General features: G+C 43.5%; 20 protein-coding genes and 1 pseudogene. 3 read left to right on the top strand and 18 right to left on the bottom strand.

The genetic code is table 11. From position 1 onward, the window contains the following. Positions 1 to 2 precede the first annotated feature (2 nt). The 3 genes from EO130_RS07215 to EO130_RS07205 all read left to right on the top strand — a co-directional run bounded on the left by EO130_RS07215 (position 3) and on the right by EO130_RS07205 (position 3,662). Complete coding sequence (locus EO130_RS07215) at positions 3 to 485, top strand: GNAT family N-acetyltransferase (protein WP_127140851.1); 483 nt, start codon at positions 3 to 5, stop codon at positions 483 to 485. Between the two features lie 27 nt (positions 486 to 512). Continuing rightward, a complete protein-coding gene (locus tag EO130_RS07210) occupies positions 513 to 1,763 on the top strand; it encodes an aspartate kinase (RefSeq protein ID WP_127140850.1) in 1,251 nt (416 codons plus the stop codon). Positions 1,764 to 1,841: 78 nt separating this feature from the next. After that, positions 1,842 to 3,662, top strand: a complete 1,821-nt coding sequence (locus tag EO130_RS07205; RefSeq protein ID WP_127140849.1) for a GNAT family N-acyltransferase — start codon at positions 1,842 to 1,844, stop codon at positions 3,660 to 3,662. On the opposite strand, the gene EO130_RS15685 is transcribed toward EO130_RS07205, so the two are convergent. The 18 genes and pseudogenes from EO130_RS15685 to EO130_RS07120 all read right to left on the bottom strand — a co-directional run bounded on the left by EO130_RS15685 (position 3,659) and on the right by EO130_RS07120 (position 17,250). Continuing rightward, positions 3,659 to 3,865: a GNAT family N-acetyltransferase gene (locus EO130_RS15685; RefSeq protein WP_313781280.1), complete on the bottom strand. Its 207-nt coding sequence runs from the start codon at positions 3,863 to 3,865 to the stop codon at positions 3,659 to 3,661. The genes EO130_RS07205 and EO130_RS15685 overlap by 4 nt on opposite strands. Next, positions 3,840 to 4,151, bottom strand: a complete 312-nt coding sequence (locus EO130_RS15680; protein WP_313781279.1) for a GNAT family N-acetyltransferase — start codon at positions 4,149 to 4,151, stop codon at positions 3,840 to 3,842. Before EO130_RS15680 ends, EO130_RS15685 begins: the two co-directional genes overlap by 26 nt. 78 nt (positions 4,152 to 4,229) lie before the next feature. Next, entirely contained in the window at positions 4,230 to 4,616 is a 387-nt protein-coding gene (locus tag EO130_RS15410; protein ID WP_164732892.1) for a YtxH domain-containing protein, read from the bottom strand. Between the two features lie 52 nt (positions 4,617 to 4,668). After that, positions 4,669 to 5,055, bottom strand: a pseudogene (locus EO130_RS07190) (VOC family protein). After that, positions 5,052 to 5,510: a DUF1801 domain-containing protein gene (locus EO130_RS07185; protein ID WP_127140848.1), complete on the bottom strand. Its 459-nt coding sequence runs from the start codon at positions 5,508 to 5,510 to the stop codon at positions 5,052 to 5,054. Before EO130_RS07185 ends, EO130_RS07190 begins: the two are co-directional and overlap by 4 nt. Before the next feature lie 7 nt (positions 5,511 to 5,517). Next, positions 5,518 to 6,024 carry a DUF4199 domain-containing protein gene (locus EO130_RS07180; protein ID WP_164732891.1) on the bottom strand — a complete coding sequence of 169 codons (507 nt, stop codon included), beginning with the start codon at positions 6,022 to 6,024 and terminating at the stop codon, positions 5,518 to 5,520. Positions 6,025 to 6,122: 98 nt separating this feature from the next. Further along, positions 6,123 to 6,533: a response regulator transcription factor gene (locus tag EO130_RS15675; protein WP_127140846.1), complete on the bottom strand. Its 411-nt coding sequence runs from the start codon at positions 6,531 to 6,533 to the stop codon at positions 6,123 to 6,125. Positions 6,534 to 6,542: 9 nt separating this feature from the next. Continuing rightward, positions 6,543 to 7,475 (bottom strand): 2-hydroxyacid dehydrogenase, encoded by a 933-nt coding sequence (locus EO130_RS07170; protein WP_127140915.1) that lies wholly within the window; start codon positions 7,473 to 7,475, stop codon positions 6,543 to 6,545. 19 nt (positions 7,476 to 7,494) lie between these two features. Continuing rightward, entirely contained in the window at positions 7,495 to 7,860 is a 366-nt protein-coding gene (locus EO130_RS07165; protein WP_127140845.1) for a cupin domain-containing protein, read from the bottom strand. A gap of 8 nt (positions 7,861 to 7,868) precedes the next feature. Beyond that, complete coding sequence (gene mgtE, locus EO130_RS07160) at positions 7,869 to 9,221, bottom strand: magnesium transporter (RefSeq protein ID WP_127140844.1); 1,353 nt, start codon at positions 9,219 to 9,221, stop codon at positions 7,869 to 7,871. After that, a complete protein-coding gene (gene rsmA, locus EO130_RS07155; RefSeq protein ID WP_127140843.1) occupies positions 9,208 to 10,080 on the bottom strand; it encodes a 16S rRNA (adenine(1518)-N(6)/adenine(1519)-N(6))-dimethyltransferase RsmA in 873 nt (290 codons plus the stop codon). The genes mgtE and rsmA overlap by 14 nt, the downstream gene beginning before the upstream one ends. Positions 10,081 to 10,099: 19 nt before the next feature. After that, a complete protein-coding gene (locus EO130_RS07150; RefSeq protein WP_127140842.1) occupies positions 10,100 to 10,408 on the bottom strand; it encodes a gamma-glutamylcyclotransferase family protein in 309 nt (102 codons plus the stop codon). A gap of 3 nt (positions 10,409 to 10,411) precedes the next feature. Continuing rightward, complete coding sequence (locus EO130_RS07145; protein WP_127140841.1) at positions 10,412 to 10,729, bottom strand: DUF4286 family protein; 318 nt, start codon at positions 10,727 to 10,729, stop codon at positions 10,412 to 10,414. Between the two features lie 90 nt (positions 10,730 to 10,819). Beyond that, positions 10,820 to 12,619 carry a tetratricopeptide repeat protein gene (locus tag EO130_RS07140; protein ID WP_127140840.1) on the bottom strand — a complete coding sequence of 600 codons (1,800 nt, stop codon included), beginning with the start codon at positions 12,617 to 12,619 and terminating at the stop codon, positions 10,820 to 10,822. A 233-nt stretch (positions 12,620 to 12,852) separates the two neighbouring features. After that, positions 12,853 to 13,563: an endonuclease/exonuclease/phosphatase family protein gene (locus tag EO130_RS07135; protein WP_127140839.1), complete on the bottom strand. Its 711-nt coding sequence runs from the start codon at positions 13,561 to 13,563 to the stop codon at positions 12,853 to 12,855. 118 nt (positions 13,564 to 13,681) lie between these two features. Then, positions 13,682 to 14,953 (bottom strand): serine--tRNA ligase, encoded by a 1,272-nt coding sequence (gene serS / locus EO130_RS07130; RefSeq protein WP_127140838.1) that lies wholly within the window; start codon positions 14,951 to 14,953, stop codon positions 13,682 to 13,684. Between the two features lie 50 nt (positions 14,954 to 15,003). Further along, positions 15,004 to 16,320 (bottom strand): HTTM domain-containing protein, encoded by a 1,317-nt coding sequence (locus EO130_RS07125; protein ID WP_127140837.1) that lies wholly within the window; start codon positions 16,318 to 16,320, stop codon positions 15,004 to 15,006. Then, positions 16,321 to 17,250: a bifunctional riboflavin kinase/FAD synthetase gene (locus EO130_RS07120; RefSeq protein WP_127140836.1), complete on the bottom strand. Its 930-nt coding sequence runs from the start codon at positions 17,248 to 17,250 to the stop codon at positions 16,321 to 16,323. Between the last annotated feature and the right edge of the window lie 231 nt (positions 17,251 to 17,481).

Below are 17,481 nucleotides of genomic sequence, written 5' to 3'. Positions count from 1 at the left end.
TTATGGAATACACCATCAGGGCGGCCCAACCCGAGGATATGGGGCAAGTTTTTAAACTGATTCAGGAATTGGCTCATTATGAAAAGGAGCCCGATGCTGTTGAGATTACCGAAGAAGATTTGGTGCAACATGGCTTTGGAGATCAAAAGATGTTCCATTGCTTTGTTGCCGATACCTCCGATGGAATCGCGGGCATTGCCTTGGTATACCCACGGTATTCCACATGGAAAGGACCTGCCGTCCATTTGGAGGATTTGATCGTGTCCGAAAAAATGAGGGGAAGTGGTTTGGGAACCGCCCTGCTGGACGAGGTTGTCAAATATGGCCACAACCTAGGCGTGAAACGGATATGCTGGGAGGTACTGGATTGGAACGAGCCCGCCATCGAATTTTATGAAAAGAAAGGGGCCCACGTGCTCCGGGATTGGGATGTGGTGCAACTGGATGAAGCAGGAATCAAAAATTATATCGAGAGCCTTAACTAGGCCGTCAATTTATAGAAGATAAGTTACATGAGAGTATTTAAGTTTGGAGGGGCATCCGTAAAAAATGCTGACGCGGTGAGGAATGTGGTGAATGTACTCAAGGAGGTAGGTTACCAAGACACTTTGGTGGTGATTTCTGCCATGGGGAAGATGACCAATGCCATGGAGAAGGTGGTAGAGTCCTATTTTAATGATAAAGCCAATGTGCAACCATCGTTGCAAGAAGTGGTAGAGTACCATAATAAAATTATTACCGATTTGTTCCAAAATCGAAATCACCCAGTATATGAGCGAGTGAAAGTACTTTTTGAGGAAGTAAAGGGTTTTTTGACTTGGAACAAATCGCCTAAATATGGCTTCGTGTACGATCAGGTGGTCTGTTATGGCGAACTGTTGTCCAGTACCATTGTCAGTGCCTATTTGAATGAGGTCGGGATTTCCAACCAATGGTTGGATGTCCGTACACTCATCAAAACTGATACCACGAACAGGGACGCACAGGTGATTTGGGACCGTACACAAGCGGAGGTCCTCTCACGGGTCGATGTTTCCAAGTTGAACATTACCCAAGGGTTTTTGGGAAGCGACGACAACAATTTTACAACCACCTTAGGAAGGGAGGGGTCCGATTATTCGGCAGCAATTTTGGCCTATTGCCTCAATGCGGAATCTGTGACCATTTGGAAAGATGTTCCTGGGGTACTGAACGCCGACCCTAGAAATTTTGAGAACGCCCAGTTGTTGGACAAGATTTCGTATCGTGAAGCGATTGAGCTGGCGTTCTACGGAGCTTCGGTCATCCACCCCAAAACGTTACAGCCGCTCCAGCGCAAGGAGATACCGCTTCATGTAAAATCGTTCATAAATCCCAAGGATAAGGGTACCACTGTAGGCAAAGGCAACGGAATAGAGCCCAAGGTGCCCTGTTTCATCGTTAAGAAGAACCAAGTATTGCTTAAACTGTCCTCCTTGGATTTTTCGTTCATCGTAGAGGACAACATCAGCGAAATCTTCAAGTTGTTCCATGACCACAGATTAAAAGTGGACCTCATCCAGAATTCTGCCATCAGTTTTTCAGTTTGTTTGGACAATAAATTTCGGGGACTTCCGCCTTTGCTGGAAGAACTTAAACGAAAATTCAAAGTGGTTTGCCATGAGGATGTGTCACTCTATACGATTCGTCATTTTAATGACGATTCGGTCAAATCCCTTCAAAATGGGAAGTCCGTTCTGGTAGAGCAACGTGGCAAGGAAACAGTGCAACTCGTTGTAAAATAATGGTTTATCCTTAATATTTAGGTAAAAAGGGCTCTAGGGTTTATTTTCTATCTTTACACGTACCTAAATACTTTTTCTATGGGCTTGGTTTCTGCTAAAGAGGTGGCGAAAGTCATCCATCTGGACAAATACGGCTTTTTGGGCACGTTTGTAGGATGGCTTTTAATGGTGGCCACCCGCATTAGCACTATCAACAGGTTTTACGATAAGAACAAAGACCTTTCCGGTCCTGAGTTTCTGGATACTATTCTGGAACATTATGAAATAGATTTTGAAATTCCCGAAGAAGACCTAAAGCGACTCCCTAAATCGGGTTCCTATATCACCATTAGTAATCACCCCTTGGGCGGTATTGATGGGGTACTGTTGCTCAAATTATTGCTGAATGAAAGACCGGATTATAAAATAATCGCCAACTTTCTGTTGCACCGTATTGAGCCTTTGAAGCCTTATATTATGCCAGTCAACCCTTTCGAAAACCATAAAGATGCCAAGAGTAGTATCGTTGGGTTTAAAAATGCCCTCCAACATTTGCGCGATGGCCATCCTTTGGGGATTTTTCCAGCGGGAGAGGTGTCGACCTACCGCGATGGGAAGTTGGTGGTGGACCGACCATGGGAAGAGGCAGCCATAAAGCTGATTCGAAAGGCCGAAGTGCCCGTAGTACCCATTTATTTTCATGCCCGTAACAGTAGGTTGTTCTACCGTCTCTCCAAAATCGATGATGTGTTCCGAACGGCGAAATTACCGTCAGAACTGACGTCACAAAGCAGACGCCCAATCAAGGTTAGGATAGGTCAGCCTATCTCGGTACAGACCCAGAATGAGGAAGAAACCTTGGAGGATTTCGCTGAACTACTGCGAAAAAAGACGTATTTGTTGGCCAATGTATTTGAAAGGGAGCGATTTTTGGACAAAGTGCCGACCTCCCTTAAAATTCCCAAGCCACCCAAGAAAATTGCGACCGCCATCAGTGCCAAGGTACTGGAGGGGGAGATTGAAAAGTTGCGGGAGAAGGACTGCCGCATGCTACAGAGCAAGAACTATGAGGTGTTTTTGGCCCAGGCCAAGGACATGCCTTTTTGTTTGAACGAAATCGGTCGCCAGCGTGAGGTCACGTTCAGGGAAGTAGGAGAGGGGACCAACAATGCCATCGATCTGGACAAGTTTGATTCGTATTACCACCATTTGTTCCTATGGGATGACGATACCAAGGCCATTGTAGGGGCTTACCGTATGGGATTGGGTTCTGAGATTTTCAATAAGTACGGGATAGATGGCTTTTACCTGCAAGACCTATTTCGATTTGAACCGGAGTTGTACGGAATGATGGAGAAATCCATAGAGATGGGGCGAGCCTATATTGTGAAGGAATACCAACAAAAACCGATGCCCTTGTTCCTGCTCTGGAAAGGAATCGTGCATACGACCCTGAGACATCCAGAGCATAAATATTTAATCGGTGGGGTGAGTATCAGCAATCAATTCTCCAATTTCTCCAAATCCTTGATGATTGAGTTCATGAAATCCAATTACTGGGACCCTTATGTGGCACAATACATTCGTCCCAAAAAGGAATTTAAGGTGAAGTTGAAGGATGCCGATAAAGAGTTTGTTTTTGATGAGACCCAAGCTGACCTGAATAAATTTGATAAACTGATCAGTGAGGTAGAACCGGGAAGTTTACGTTTACCGGTATTGATCAAAAAGTACATCAAGCAAAACGCTAAGGTAGTGGCCTTTAATGTAGATCCGCTGTTCAATAATTCCGTGGACGGATTAATGTACATCCGGATTGCCGATTTGCCAGAGAGTACCGTTAAGCCCGTAATGGAAGAGTTTCAGGCTGAATTGGAACGCAAAGTAGCCGAAGGTAACGGCCATACCGAGGATGATTAACCCACACCAACGGTCGAGCTTCGTCTTTCAAATAATAGGTTGTCTTTCCATACTCCGAGGATTTTGCCCACGCGTTCCCGTTTTCCGATATACCGAAAACCCACCGCTTCATGGAGCTTAATACTGGCCATGTTCTCAGGAAATATCCCTGACTGTATGGTCCAAAACCCCGCTTTTTCACTTTCCATGATCAAATGCTGCATCAGTAATTTTCCAACGCCTTGACCCCGGCTTTGGGCCGAAATGTAAAACACTTACCTCGGCCACACCACCATACACGCATCGACTGGATACAGGAGAAAGTGCTGCCCAGCCAGCAATCACATCATTTTTTTCAGCCACCAAACGACACTCGTTGGTGTGGGCTTTGTCCCAGTGATCATACGAAGGTGTCTGGGTCTCAAATGTGGCAAAACCGGTAGCAATGCCTTCCGAATAAATCCTTGCAACCGCTTCCCAATCTGAAGGTTTCATTGTTCTGATGGTCATACAGAGATCATTTATTGTAATATTACGATAAATAAGTCTTCAAAAAAAGCCAGATAAAGACTGGCTTTTAAATACTTTTTATAGGCTCTTGAACCAGTTCTGGAAATATTCGCCCACTAGAAATACAGGCTTTTGATTTCCGTTGATGGAACCTATTAAGCTAACAATCCAAAGAACTACACCCAATAGCCACCCTACAAGATTTATCAATGGAATAAACGAGGTAACAATTAGGAGGAGAAAAATCCCAAGGGTCTGCCTGATATAAAAGGAACCGATTTCCGTTTTGTTGCTACTGTTCATGATGATGGCAATGATCCATCCAATGAAAGTTAGGTGGGCAATGATGGCAACGGTTTTTCCGCTTTCGGGATTTGCTGGGTCGAAAGCTTTGTTTACATCCTCTTTAAAATCTTTGGCTGCTTCTTCGGCTTTATCGCCAAAGTCTTTTTTTTCTTCTGACATGTTTAATTATGTGTTGGTTAATGATTTTTAAATGTAGCAAATAAATCCATACCTACAGAAAGGCTTTATCAACAGGTTCCCAAAGTTCCAATTTATTGCCCTCGGGGTCCAAAATCCAACCAAATTTGCCGTATTCGTATTCCTCAACTTCCCCTATCACAGTGACTCCTTCTTCTTTTAACACCTCGAGCAGCGCAACCAAGTTTTCCACCCGAAAGTTCATCATAAATTGCTTCTCACTGGGTTTAAAATATTCCGTTTTTTCATCCATAGGGCTCCATTGGGTGGAACAGTCATTTCCATCTTGGTCCTTCCACTAAAAGGTACATCCGTAGCGGTCGGTGTTGAGGCCCAAATGATTTTTGTACCACTCTTTCATATGATCAGGGTCCTTGCTTTTAAAGAAAAAGCCGCCCAACCCTGTTACTCTTTTGTTCATGATTTTTTGATGTTTTGTTCATACAGCGCAATCCACTGCTGTGGTGTCATTTTTTGGCAAAGCTCCGCAATCAGATCATACGGGATGTGGTTAACGTTTTTGAATCGGATACAGCTTTTGCCCATATCCAATTTGGTTTTTACATGCTTGGGATATTCGCCCACAAACCAATCGTGGAGTTCTTGGTCTGTGTAGATGCCCGAATGGTACAGTGCCACGAAATTTTTCTGTGAGGCGATATTGATAAAGGGTAGGGGTAGTTTAGGGTCGCAGTGGTAGCCGTCTGGGTAAATGGAATGTGGAACTACATAGCCAATCATCTTATAGCTGATGCATTCCTCAAAACCCTTGGGCAAATTGGACTTCACGGTTTCCCGTAATTTCGAGACCGCTTCTTTGCGGTCATCAGGGAGTTTTTCGATGTACTCGTCCGGTGTTTGGGCATCAATGGTCATAATGCGTTTATTTCTGTTGAAGAATTAGTGAGGATAGCAAGGAAATAATGAATCCAATAACAAAAACAGTCATGGCCATAAAGATAAACGATAGCAAAGGATTGGAAAATTGTTCTCGTTGTGATTCCAATTCAGTTATTTTAACATGAAATTCGTCGGTCGGAAGGTTTGTCCTCATTTCTTGGACTACTTCTTCGTAATATGCGTCCATAAATTCAGGGTTCAGTACTTCGGTGTACAAAATATCCAAAAGACCAAACACTAAGGCGGTGATTAGACTAATCAAAATACCGATGACAAGTGCTTTTTTAAAACTTACCTTTCCTTCGTTTTCCTTATCCCGAAAGTGTTTGATGCCCAAAAAGACAAAACTAAGGGAAACAATAATGGAGACATATCCTAATATTTCCTGTAAGGACATGGAGAGGTTGCCCAAAGCATACCAGCTGATTATAAAAAGCACGCAGATGGTAATCGCACCATATGCTCCATATCTTAAAACTGTTTGTTTCATGATTTCTCGTTTTATGGTTGCTCCAAAAGTAGCGCAGTGCTGAGGTTTAGGACTCATACTAAAGTACCAAAATCCCTTCATATGAGTTTAATAAAGAGTTAAACCGGTAGAATATGCAAGTTTTTTGCCTTTTGAACCGCTTGGGTTCTTCGCTTGGCATCCAATTTTATTAAAAGGTTGGAAACGTGGGTTTTTATGGTGCTCTCAGACACAAAAAGAGTGGAAGCAATCTCTTTGTTGGAAAGTCCTTTTGAAATATGCACCAAGACCTCATATTCCCTATTGCTAATACCCAACTTTTTAATTTTCTTTTGATCAACAAAACTTGGCCTTTCTTTGTGTAGCGATTTTTTGTTGATAAAGATTCCAATGCCAAAAAAGGCTATGGCGATTAAGGCAATGACTATTTCAGCTGAAATATCCCCAGAGAGATAAAAATAGTTGCTCAATTTGAAGAGGACCAATAGGGAAATAATGAGTGCCGAAAAAATGAAAATGGTTTTTTTCACCCAATAAAATTAATAAAATCTCGCTTTGATTTTATTCACTATGGTCTGAGCCAGCTTTTCCTTGCTCTCCAAAGTCCATCCTGCCACGTGGGGTGTTAGGAGCACGTTATTTGCCTTGCGAAGGTATTTGAACGGCTTTGGTTTTTTGGTGAACATGTTCTCAAAGGACTTTTGTTCATATTCGAGCACATCCAGTCCAGCGCCAAGCACTTTTCCAGATTTTAGCCCTTCCACCAAGTCTTTGGTAACCACACATTTTCCGCGTGCGGTATTTAACAACCAAAACGGTTTATGGAATTTTTCTATGAATTCGGAATTGACCATTCCAATGGTTTCCTCGGTCTGGGGAACGTGCAAGCTCACCACATCGGATTTTTGTTGGAATTCCATAATCCCCACCTGCCGGGCATTATCATCACTTACACCGCCCACAATATCGTAACAGATGACCTCTACATCAAAACCTTGCAATTTTTTTGCAAAGGCCTTGCCCATGTTGCCATAGCCAATGATTCCAACTGTTTTGCCTTCCAGTTCTACGCCCCTGTTTTGTTCACGTTTCCATTTGCCTTTCCGCACTTGGCGGTCGGCCTTGCCCATCTGGTTCATCAAGGAGAGCAGCATGCCAAGAGTGTGCTCGCCCACTGCATTTCGATTGCCCTCAGGTGCTGAGGCCAAAAAAATGTCCTTGTATTTGGCATAGTCTACATCAATATTTTCCAAGCCGGCGCCGACCCTTCCAATAAATTTGAGGTTGGTGGCCTTTTCCAAAAATTGTTGGTCGATGGTAAACCTACTTCGGATGATGATGCCGTCGTATAGATGGATTTTTTTCTCTACTTGCTCCTTGGTGGAGTCGTAGTCTTCATGATTTTCGAACCCGAGCTCGGCAAATTGTTCCAAGAGCAGGGGGTGGTTGGTGTCGAGGTGGAGAACTTTCATGGGAGCAAATATACGACTCCTATATTTTTGGGTAATGGGTTTGAGTTTTTTCATGGAGTACATTGCCCGTATGGGCGGTGCTCAATTTTTCAAAAAGGAGTACGTGCACCTCTTCCCCGTTCTTGGTCATGGGATTATGTTCCACACCTTTGGGTACTACAATGATCTCACCTTGGTTCACCACTTCGGTCCTGTCACGGAACTGCATGTAGAGGGTGCCTTTGATGACCTGAAATAGCTCATCTTCGTTTTCGTGGGCATGCCATACGAATTCACCTTGGAGTTTGGCCAAGAGCACCTGCATATCGTCTACTACGGCAATCTGATGGGGATGCCATTGTTTGGTGAACTCGGCATGTTTTTGTTTCAGGTTGATGGATTTCATAACAAGACTTAAATTCCCAAAATGATTTTTGCAATCCAGAAATAAATGAGAATTCCAAAAATATCATTGCTGGTGGTGATAAACGGACCCGTGGCAATGGCAGGGTCAATATTTCTTTTATGAAGGAAAAGCGGGACAAAGGTGCCTATAAATCCGGCCACCACAATAACTACGATCAGCGAAAGGGATATCGCCAATGCCGTGTTAAAGGCTCCTTTCCAGACCCAAGTGAAGAGCATCAATAAAATAGCAAGGATAAATCCGTTTAAAAGTGCTAAGAGCATCTCCTTCAATAAGTGGTTCCTAACACTTCCCTTAAGGTCGTCGTTGGCGAGACCTTGCACCACAATGGCGCTGGATTGTACCCCAACGTTACCGGCCATGGCCGCAATAAGTGGTGTGAAAAAGAACAGTACGGCATGCTTGGCAATCATTTCCTCAAAAGTTCCCATGATGGCTGCAGCGCCGAGTCCACCAAAAAGCCCCAAGATCAACCAAGGGAGGCGTGCCCGTGTAAGGATCCAAATACTATCGCTCACTTCAACATCTTGTGATATACCTGCCGCCATTTGGTAATCCTTATCGGCTTCCTCACGGATTACATCTATGATGTCATCAATGGTAATCCGTCCTACTAAACGTCCGATTTCATCAATCACCGGGATGGCTTCTAAATCGTATTTGGACATGACCCTGGCTACTTCTTCTCCCTTTTCGTTTACGTTGACAGAATCCACTTTGGGAATGTATATTTCCCTGATATGGCTCTTGGCGGGAGCAGTAAGCAAATCCTTTAAGGATAGCCTGCCTTTTAGCTTGTCTTCATCATCCACCACATAAATGGAATGTACCCGGGTTACATTTTCAGCTTGGGCACGCATTTCCTTCACGCAAGTGGTAACGGTCCAATTCTCATTGACCTTTACCAACTCTTTTGCCATAAGACCACCAGCGGAATCCTCCTCATAGCGCAATAGGTCCACAATGTCCTTGGCGTGTTCTCTATCTTCGATTTCCGAGATAACCTCTTGTACCAGCTCCTTCGGAAGTTCGTTGATGATATCCGCCGCATCATCGGTATCGAGCTCCGCCAACTCCCCTGCAATTTCCTTGGCGGTAAGGTTTTTAAGTACCGCTTCACGGATGTCCTCATGCATTTCGGCAAGGATATCCGAGGTTTTCTCGCTATCGAGCAGTTTGATGAGATAGGTAGCCTCTTCCACCTCCAGTTCGTCCGCTATTTCCGCAATATCGGCATAGTGGAACTCCTTCATTATGGTTTGAAGCTCGGCATCCTTGCTTTCCGCAATCAGTTGCCTGATTTCTTCTAAAAGTTCGTCTGTGAGTTTAAACGGGGTCATTGGCTATCTTCTGTGTCAACGTTACAAAGTCAGCTACACTTAGCTGTTCCGGGCGTTGGTCAAAGATAGCATCTTCTTTGAGATTATCGGAAAGGTTGAATGTTTTAAGACTGTTACGAATGGTTTTTCTTCTTTGGTTGAAGGTGGTTTTCACCACTTTAAAAAAGAGGCGTTCGTCACACGGCAAGGTGAGTTCCTTTTTTCGGGTTAACCGTAACACTCCCGAATCCACCTTTGGTGGCGGGTCAAAAACACTGGGCGGTACGGTAAAAAGGTACTCGGCATCATAATACGCTTGGACCAACACGGAGAGGATACCGTACGTCTTGTTCCCAGGGCCTTCGCAAATACGTTTGGCCACTTCTTTCTGGAACATTCCCGAAAATTCAGGAATCTGATGGCGCATTTCCAACATTTTAAAAACAATCTGGCTAGAGATATTGTATGGGAAGTTCCCCGTAATGGCAAACTGTTCATCGCCAAAAAGCTCGGTCAGGTCAAATCTTAGAAAATCTGCCTCGACAATGTTCAAGCGGTTGTTTTGTTTTAGGATAGCGGCATGTTCTAACGGAAAGCTATGGTTAAGATAGACGATGGATTCACCGTCCAAGTCCATGGCTACAAGGTCTAGGTCTCGCTGCAATAAATGCTTGGTGAGCACTCCCATACCGGGCCCTATTTCGAGTACGTTTTGATAGTCTTCCAGCGAAAGGGTCTGAGCAATTTTTTGCGCTACGGACTCGTCTTTGAGAAAATGCTGCCCTAAATGCTTTTTGGCCTTTACCGCTCCCTCCTCCTGGACTGGTTTGTGACCATGCTGGGGATTATGGGAATACTTCTTTTTTTTCTTTTTGGACACGGGAGCATTTTTTGGCAAGTTAGTTGGAATTTTCGACATAGATCCATGCTTTGTCCCCGGATTCCAAGGTGAAGAGTTCCCTTTTATAGGCTTTGGTCTTATAAATATCCGCCTTTTTCAGGTCGTTTAGATCTACTTTATATGCCATGCCCAATACCTTGTCTTCGGGGTTTCCGGTATGCACCACAAGGGGATAGCGCCCATAAACGGCCTTGTCTTGTTTTTTAAAACCCAATACAGTATCGGTTTTGCCTTGGAGCAAACGTCCAAAGATGTATTCTTGGACCTGCGGGTCCTGCAAGGTTCCGTAGGAAAACAGATATTCCAATTGCTATGGGATTTGCTGGCTGATTACTTCCAGTTCCGTACGAAAGGCCACGAATTTGTTCGGAAACATCCGTTGTGCATCGGCGCGTAGACGGTCTGCATCCTCCTTGTAATAGGCCTCCAAGGTGGCCCTGTCTTGCGTGGTGTACTGAACGGAATAGGTGATACCGCCCATATCCTCTTCTACCAGTACCTTCACCATTTTGGCATGGGAGAATTTCCCAGTGCCCAGCATATCGGGCAAGTGTTTGTCCTTCATCCATTCCAACCATTGGTCGTGGACACTTTCATCGATGTTGATGGTTACGTTGTATATGAGCATTTACTTTATCTGTTTAAGGGTGGGGGAAGTTAGTGTAATTCTGAGAAACCTCTTATAGAGATTTCCGCCATCGCGGGAATGACAAGGGTATTAGTTGATCGCATCCCCACGAAGACGCCTGAAATTTTTTCGGGCCTGTGGAAAATAATAACTATCCTGATAGCTGTAGATGATTTTCTCATAATGGGCCTTGGCCTTTTCGGGCTCGTTCAGCGTTTTTTCATAAAGTTCTCCCAAGGCAAAATGGGCATCATCGGCTAAAATGCCATCACCATAAAATTCTACGATTTTTTGGTAGTTGAACTCGGCACCTTCATAGTTTTGCTGTTCCACCAAAAGTTCTGCTTGCTTCAACAAGGCCTCATCCTCGATTTTTTCCCCTTTGTGATTTTCTAAAATATCTTCGAGCACTTCAATGGCTTCATTGTCTTTATTTTGATAGGCCAATAAGTCGGCACGGGCATATTTTTTCAGTGCGGTCTGTGTGGAGTCTTCCAAGGAATTGTCCGAAATCAACAAACTTAATTGCATAGCATCGTTGGCGATGAGTTGGGAGGTAGAACCGCGCAATACCTTAAGTTGGGTGAGCGCCCAATCAAAATCGCCTTTGTAAAAACTGGTCTGCGCCACTTTAAATCGTGCATCTTGACCCAGTACATCGTTCTTCATGCTTTTTTGCACTTGGGTAAACAAAATCAAAGCTTCATTAAACCTTTGGTCGAACACCAAAATATCCCCAAGTGCCAATTTTAAATACGCCATGGTCATTTGGCCCATGGGCAGTTCCAAACTTTGTTTGAGCATGGCTATGGCCGGTTCGGGCTGTTCTTTTCTAAAGGTCAGGAAATTGGCATAGGCCACCTGTAGTTGGAGCGTCCTGCTCTGATTTCCATAGAGTTCAACCAAGTCTTCAAATTTTTTCTCTACGGATTGCAACACTTTTTCCGTGGGATTTTCCAGGGCGATGTCAATCAAGCTGAGTTCCGCATTGAGTCTAGTACTCGGATTTTCCGTGTTTTCCACGATGAATTCGTAAATCGCGGTCGCCGTTTCAAGGTCTTTTTCCTCCAAAGCGATGCTTCCCAGGTTTTCCAAACGGTCCACGGACTGGCCTTCACTTCGTTTATAAATGGCCTTTTCCTGACCGAAGGCACTATTGTATTGTTTTTGTTGGACAAACAACCAACTCAACAGTTCGTTCCAAAGGATATCGGGCGCTTTTTGGGCGTTTTGGAGCAACACTTTACGAAGTAAAATGTTGTTTTCATCGGAGGGGTCTTCGGAAATAAAATCCTCAATATTACGGAGTACATTGGAGCGAGATGTGCGGCCCTCCCAAATTAAATTGAGATAGGACTGGTACATTTTGGCAATATCGCCCTGTTCCCCGTAAATGCGAGCCAACTGAAAGTCGTAGTTGAGGTCCGGTTTTAGCTCCATGGCGCGGGTATAGGCCTGAATGGCATACTCCAGTAGCGCATAGGTTTGAAACCGATAGCCTACACTATATCCGTAATTGGGGTTGTCCTCTATTTTTTGGATGGCCTTGTCGTAATAGGCATTGGCCTTTTCGGGCTCGTTCTTTAGTGTGTAATTGTAACCCAACTCAATAAAAAAAGTGGGGAACGCATAGCTATCCTCAATTTTTTGTAGCAAAAAGGCTTCGGCCTCATCATAACGTTCCAATTGTTGGTAGCAGGACACCAATCCTTCGGCATAATCCGTACGTCTTGGGTTGGTCTCCACCAATTTTTCGTAGAAGACCAATGCTTTTTCGTAATCCCCATCTTGAAAGTACTGTTTGGCCAAGAAATCTTCCTGTGCCGACAACAGTGAGCAGTTTATGACGAATATGAGAAATAAAAGGCGTTGCAATAGCTTGTTTGTCATTTGATTAAAAAAGCTTCAATTCTATATAACAGTGTTAGGTCATTTCGAACACAGTGAGAAATCTCATTTCACAATAAAAATTATCAGATTCCTTCTTTTTTCCCCTATGTTGGAATGACACCTTTACCAAAAAGGATATTTAACAATCTCGGGTATGAAAATTAGGGTATATCTGAATACTTAACTATCTGACCTATGTTTTATACCAATTGTTAGTGTATCTTTTTTATTCATTATTCGTCAATCTCACATACTAAAGGCATATGGTCGCTTAATTCTAACCATTTGTCAGCATGTCCAATTTCTACTTTCTTTATTTGGTCAGAAAACCTTTTAGCACCGAAAACATAATCAATATGATAAGGTCTTTCAAGTTTTCGTTGGAAATATAAAGTCGGAACCGTTTCAGCACCTTGCTGTTCTCCTGTGAATTTATGGTAGAGACTTTCTATTCCAAGTTCTCTTAATTCTTTTACAACGTCAGAGTGATTCCACCACCTATCCCATTCGTCCCATTTCGTATTGCTGTTAAAATCTCCTGCGATAATTGTCGTATTCAGTTTGTCTTTATTGACTTGCAAGTATTTCCATAATTGTCCAATATAGCCGAAGTTTGGAGAGTTATTTCTATGCGTCCAAACAGCAAGGAGGTCAAAGTCCCGATTTACTTTACAAGGCAAGAAATGTTTTACGAAATGGTCTTTAAACTGGTTTGACCAATCGAGTTTGTTTAATTCAATTTCTGGTCGTGCAAAAATTGCAAGTCCTTTGCTTTTGTAATCACCAATCCAAATGTAGTTTTTAGCCCATTCTTGATATTTTGGGTGTCGACATTCGGCAGGATTTTCACATTCTTGGATAATATAAATGTGGGCATTAAAGTCCGAAATATATTCAAACTTTTTTCTAAATGCTCCATTACAGTTCCAAGTAATAATCTTCAATTTCGTGATTTTTTAAATGCACGACAACGTGTTTTTGAAATCCTTAAGGTTTAATTCAAATATAACGCAGAAATATGGGGGATTCTGTTAAGCGAATCCAAATAAATAGGTGAAAACTTTAATCGATGGTATCAAAACCGCAGTACGGAACCAAAACCTTGGGGATTTTTATCCCGTCTTCGGTCTGATAGTTTTCCAAAATACCCGCCAAGACCCGAGGTAATGCCAAGGCACTTCCATTCAGGGTATGGGCCAACTGACTTTTACCATTCTCATCCTTAAATCGAAGTTTTAGGCGATTGGCCTGGAAGGTCTCGAAATTGGACACGGAGCTGATTTCCAACCAACGGTCCTGTGCAGTGGAGAATACTTCAAAATCAAAGGTGAGGGCAGAGGTAAAACCAAGGTCGCCACCACAGAGTCGGAGGATGCGGTAGGGCAATTTGAGTTCACGCAGAATAGTTTTTACGTGTTCCACCATTTCATCCAGGGCTTGGTAGGAGTTGTTGGGGTGCTCCAGGCGCACGATTTCCACCTTGTCGAATTGGTGCAAACGATTCAAACCACGAACATGCGCTCCATAACTACCTGCTTCGCGTCGGAAGCAAGGGGTGTATCCTGTGTATTTGATGGGGAAATCACTTTCCGCCAACATATCGCCCCGGTGCAAGTTGGTCACGGGCACCTCGGCCGTTGGGATAAGGTATAGATCATCCACCTGCACATGGTACATTTGGCCTTCCTTGTCGGGCAATTGACCAGTTCCGTATCCCGAGTCTTCGTTGACCATGAGCGGAACTTGCATTTCAGTATAGCCTGCTTCGGCATTTTTGTCCAAGAAATAAGCAATCAAGGCGCGTTGTAAACGGGCACCCTTTCCTTTGTACACTGGAAAACCTGCCCCCGTAATTTTTACACCAAGCTCAAAATCGATAATGTCATATTTCTTGGCCAATTCCCAGTGCGGAAGTGCGCCTTCCGCCAAGGTTGGGATGTCGCCTTCCCGAAACACTTCCTCGTTGTCCTCGCCGGAATTGCCTGCTGGAACAGATTCGTGCGGAACATTCGGAATCAAATACAGTTGTTGCTGAAGTTCATCTACCGTGGTGTTGAGGTCGTCGCCCAACTTTTTTGAGGCTTCTTTAAGTCCAGCGGTTTTTTCTTTTAGAACATTGGCTTCCTGTGCTTTTCCTGTTTTGAAAAGGATGCCGATTTCTTTGGAGATTTTGTTGGATTCGGCCAGAGTAGTATCCAATTCTGTTTGGATGGAACGTCGTTTTTCATCGAGTTCCAAAACCTTTGTGATCATTGGTGCTGCATCAATATTTCGCTTTTTTAAAGCGGTGATGATACTTTCCTTGTTTTCCCTGATGTTCTGTAGTTGAAGCATGGCCTAGTTTTGAGCCGCAAATTTAATCGAATCTGAACAAGTGCCCAATTTTATTCTTTGGGTGAGGGGAGAATCCAATCGTTATGGGAAAAATGTTTCCACGGAACGCTGGCCAAATCCACTTTCGGGTCGATAAAGGTTCGGTACGGCCCTTGATTTATTTTGACTTTGTTGTCCACAAATACTTGGATATCCTCTCCTTTTTGGGCGTAGTCCTTTTTAAGATATTGGGCAAATTGCCAAATAAAATCAGGGTAACATTCCACTCTTCTTTGCTGTTTGCTGGTCAGATAATCATTGAGATTGATAGTGGTGGTATCCTTGCTTTGGGTGTTGACTACTTTATAGGTAATTCTGCCCGCTCGGCTACGGAGCATCATCCGCCAGCTCAATCTATGGCCCTCCTCTGTCCAAAGTACATCATCTGGAAAAAAATGGTGTCGAAGCGGCAACAGCAATTGAACCAGGAAGTAGATGCCTAGGATAGAGAGAATAACGTTCTTGCTTTTAGGTAATATGATTTTGGTGTCGGGGATGATTTTTTTGGTTTTCAAAAATAGATTTCGAATGGTCTGTGGTTCAAAAAAGAAGACCGTAAAAGCTAAGGACAGGTAGGGGAATATCCCAATTTGAAATACAATGCTGTTGAACAAATGGAAGAAGATGGAGAACACGAAGGCTATTTTTCGCGTAGGCTTCCAAAGTAGGGCTGGAACAATCAAAAGGTCGAACACAATCCCAAAGAGCCCTATTATTTGGTGTACCCACTTTTGTTGGAGAAGGTCTCCAATCAAATAGTAATGCTTTTTGGATTCCATTAGCAGCTCCACAATGCTGAAATCCAACCAATCCCCATATAGTTTGGCCACTGAGGCGTAGGTGTACACAATGAACAATTGCAGTATGATGGTCCATCGAATCCAGTTGTACATGGTTTGGGAACGCAGGCCAGGGTTCAATTTGGCATCCAAAGAAGCATCCCTGTTGGCGGGAAAAATGGCCATGATGTAGGCCAATAGCATCAAAAGGTAGTAGTGGTTGTTGTAGGATGTTTTTTGCATGAGGTACACGCCGGACCACATGATGGCGAAGGCCAAGGCGCTGAATCGGTATTTGTATCCGAGGGCGATCAAGAGGCCCAAAGTGCCCATAACGGCAAAGTAGATGTACATCCCATTGCCCGGCAGCGGCTGTAACCATTCAAAACCAATAAAGGAAAATGTGAACTGAGGCTCCACCATGGTTCTTCGAACCCAGCCTGTGGCAATGGCCCCATAGCATTCCGCAGCGACCAATAAGCCGTAAAAAATTCGGAAAACCACGAGTTGCGCGTTGTCAATTTTCCGAAATAGAAATGTGTTAAGCATTTATTTGGAAATTAGGTCCAAAGAATGGTTTTTGTCTTTCTTTAACTGCTCCTTCAATTCTTCAATAGAGTTGAATTTATGCTCATCCCTAATACGGTGCAATAGTTCTACCTGTATTTTTTTCTCATAGAGATTTCCGTCAAATTCAAAAAAGTTGACCTCGATACTTTTTTTGGAACCGTCCACCGTGGGGTTGAAGCCAATGTTCATCATACCAAAATAATCCTTGCCCTCTAGATGACTCTTCACCACATAGGCACCGTTTTTTGGTATGAGTTTGTACTCCTCGGGAATATGGAGATTGGCTGTTGGGAAGCCGAAATCCCTTCCGAGACCACGTCCTTTTTTTACGATTCCAGTGAGCATATAGGCATAACTCAAGTAGCTATTGGCAGTTTCCACATCGCCATCGAGCAAAGCCTTCCTGATTTTGGTGGAGCTGACCGAAACGTCTTCGATTTCTTGGGCAGGAATTTCCTCCACCTCAAAATCGAAGGTGTTTCCAAAGGAAATCAAGTCTTTGATATTGGCATTTCGATTGCGGCCGAACCTGTGGTCATATCCAATAATGATTCTTTTGGCCTTGATATTGTTCACCAGGATGTCCCTTACAAAGTCGATGGCCGAAAGCCTGGAAAACTGTTTGGTAAACGGATGGATGATCAAATAATCCAGTCCCAAGCTTTCCAAAATCTGTTTTTTCTCCTCGAGTGTGTTCAGTAATTTGATGTCGACATCCTTTTGCAACACCATTCGTGGATGAGGGAAAAAGGTGAGTACTGTGGATTTGAGCCCAGTGTTTTTGGCATTGTTTGTGATGCGTTCCAATATCTTGCGATGGCCCAAGTGCACGCCATCAAAAGTACCGATGGTCACCACAGTTTGGTGTGGAACTTCCTTAAAATGAGAAATGTTTTGGATTGTTTCCAACTGATTTAGAAATAAAAAAAAGGCTTACATTTGAATTTATACTATGCCCTAACCGCGTATGAAAGCTAAGTTACATCTTGTTTTTTCAATAACCATATTTTTTAGCTGCTTTTGCATATACGGGCAGCAAGGGTATTGGAAAAACGCCCCTAGTCGGTCTGGTCTTCGAGCCAGTTCCCTAAAGGATATTTCGGACGCCAAAAAGGTGTTTACGTTGGATAAAAGCGGGTT

The sequence above is a fragment of the Flagellimonas marinaquae genome, from assembly GCF_003992675.1.
Lineage (GTDB): Bacteria > Bacteroidota > Bacteroidia > Flavobacteriales > Flavobacteriaceae > Flagellimonas > Flagellimonas marinaquae.
The sequence above is the reverse complement of the archived record's forward strand: the minus strand, read 5'-3'. Positions and strand labels throughout refer to the sequence as shown.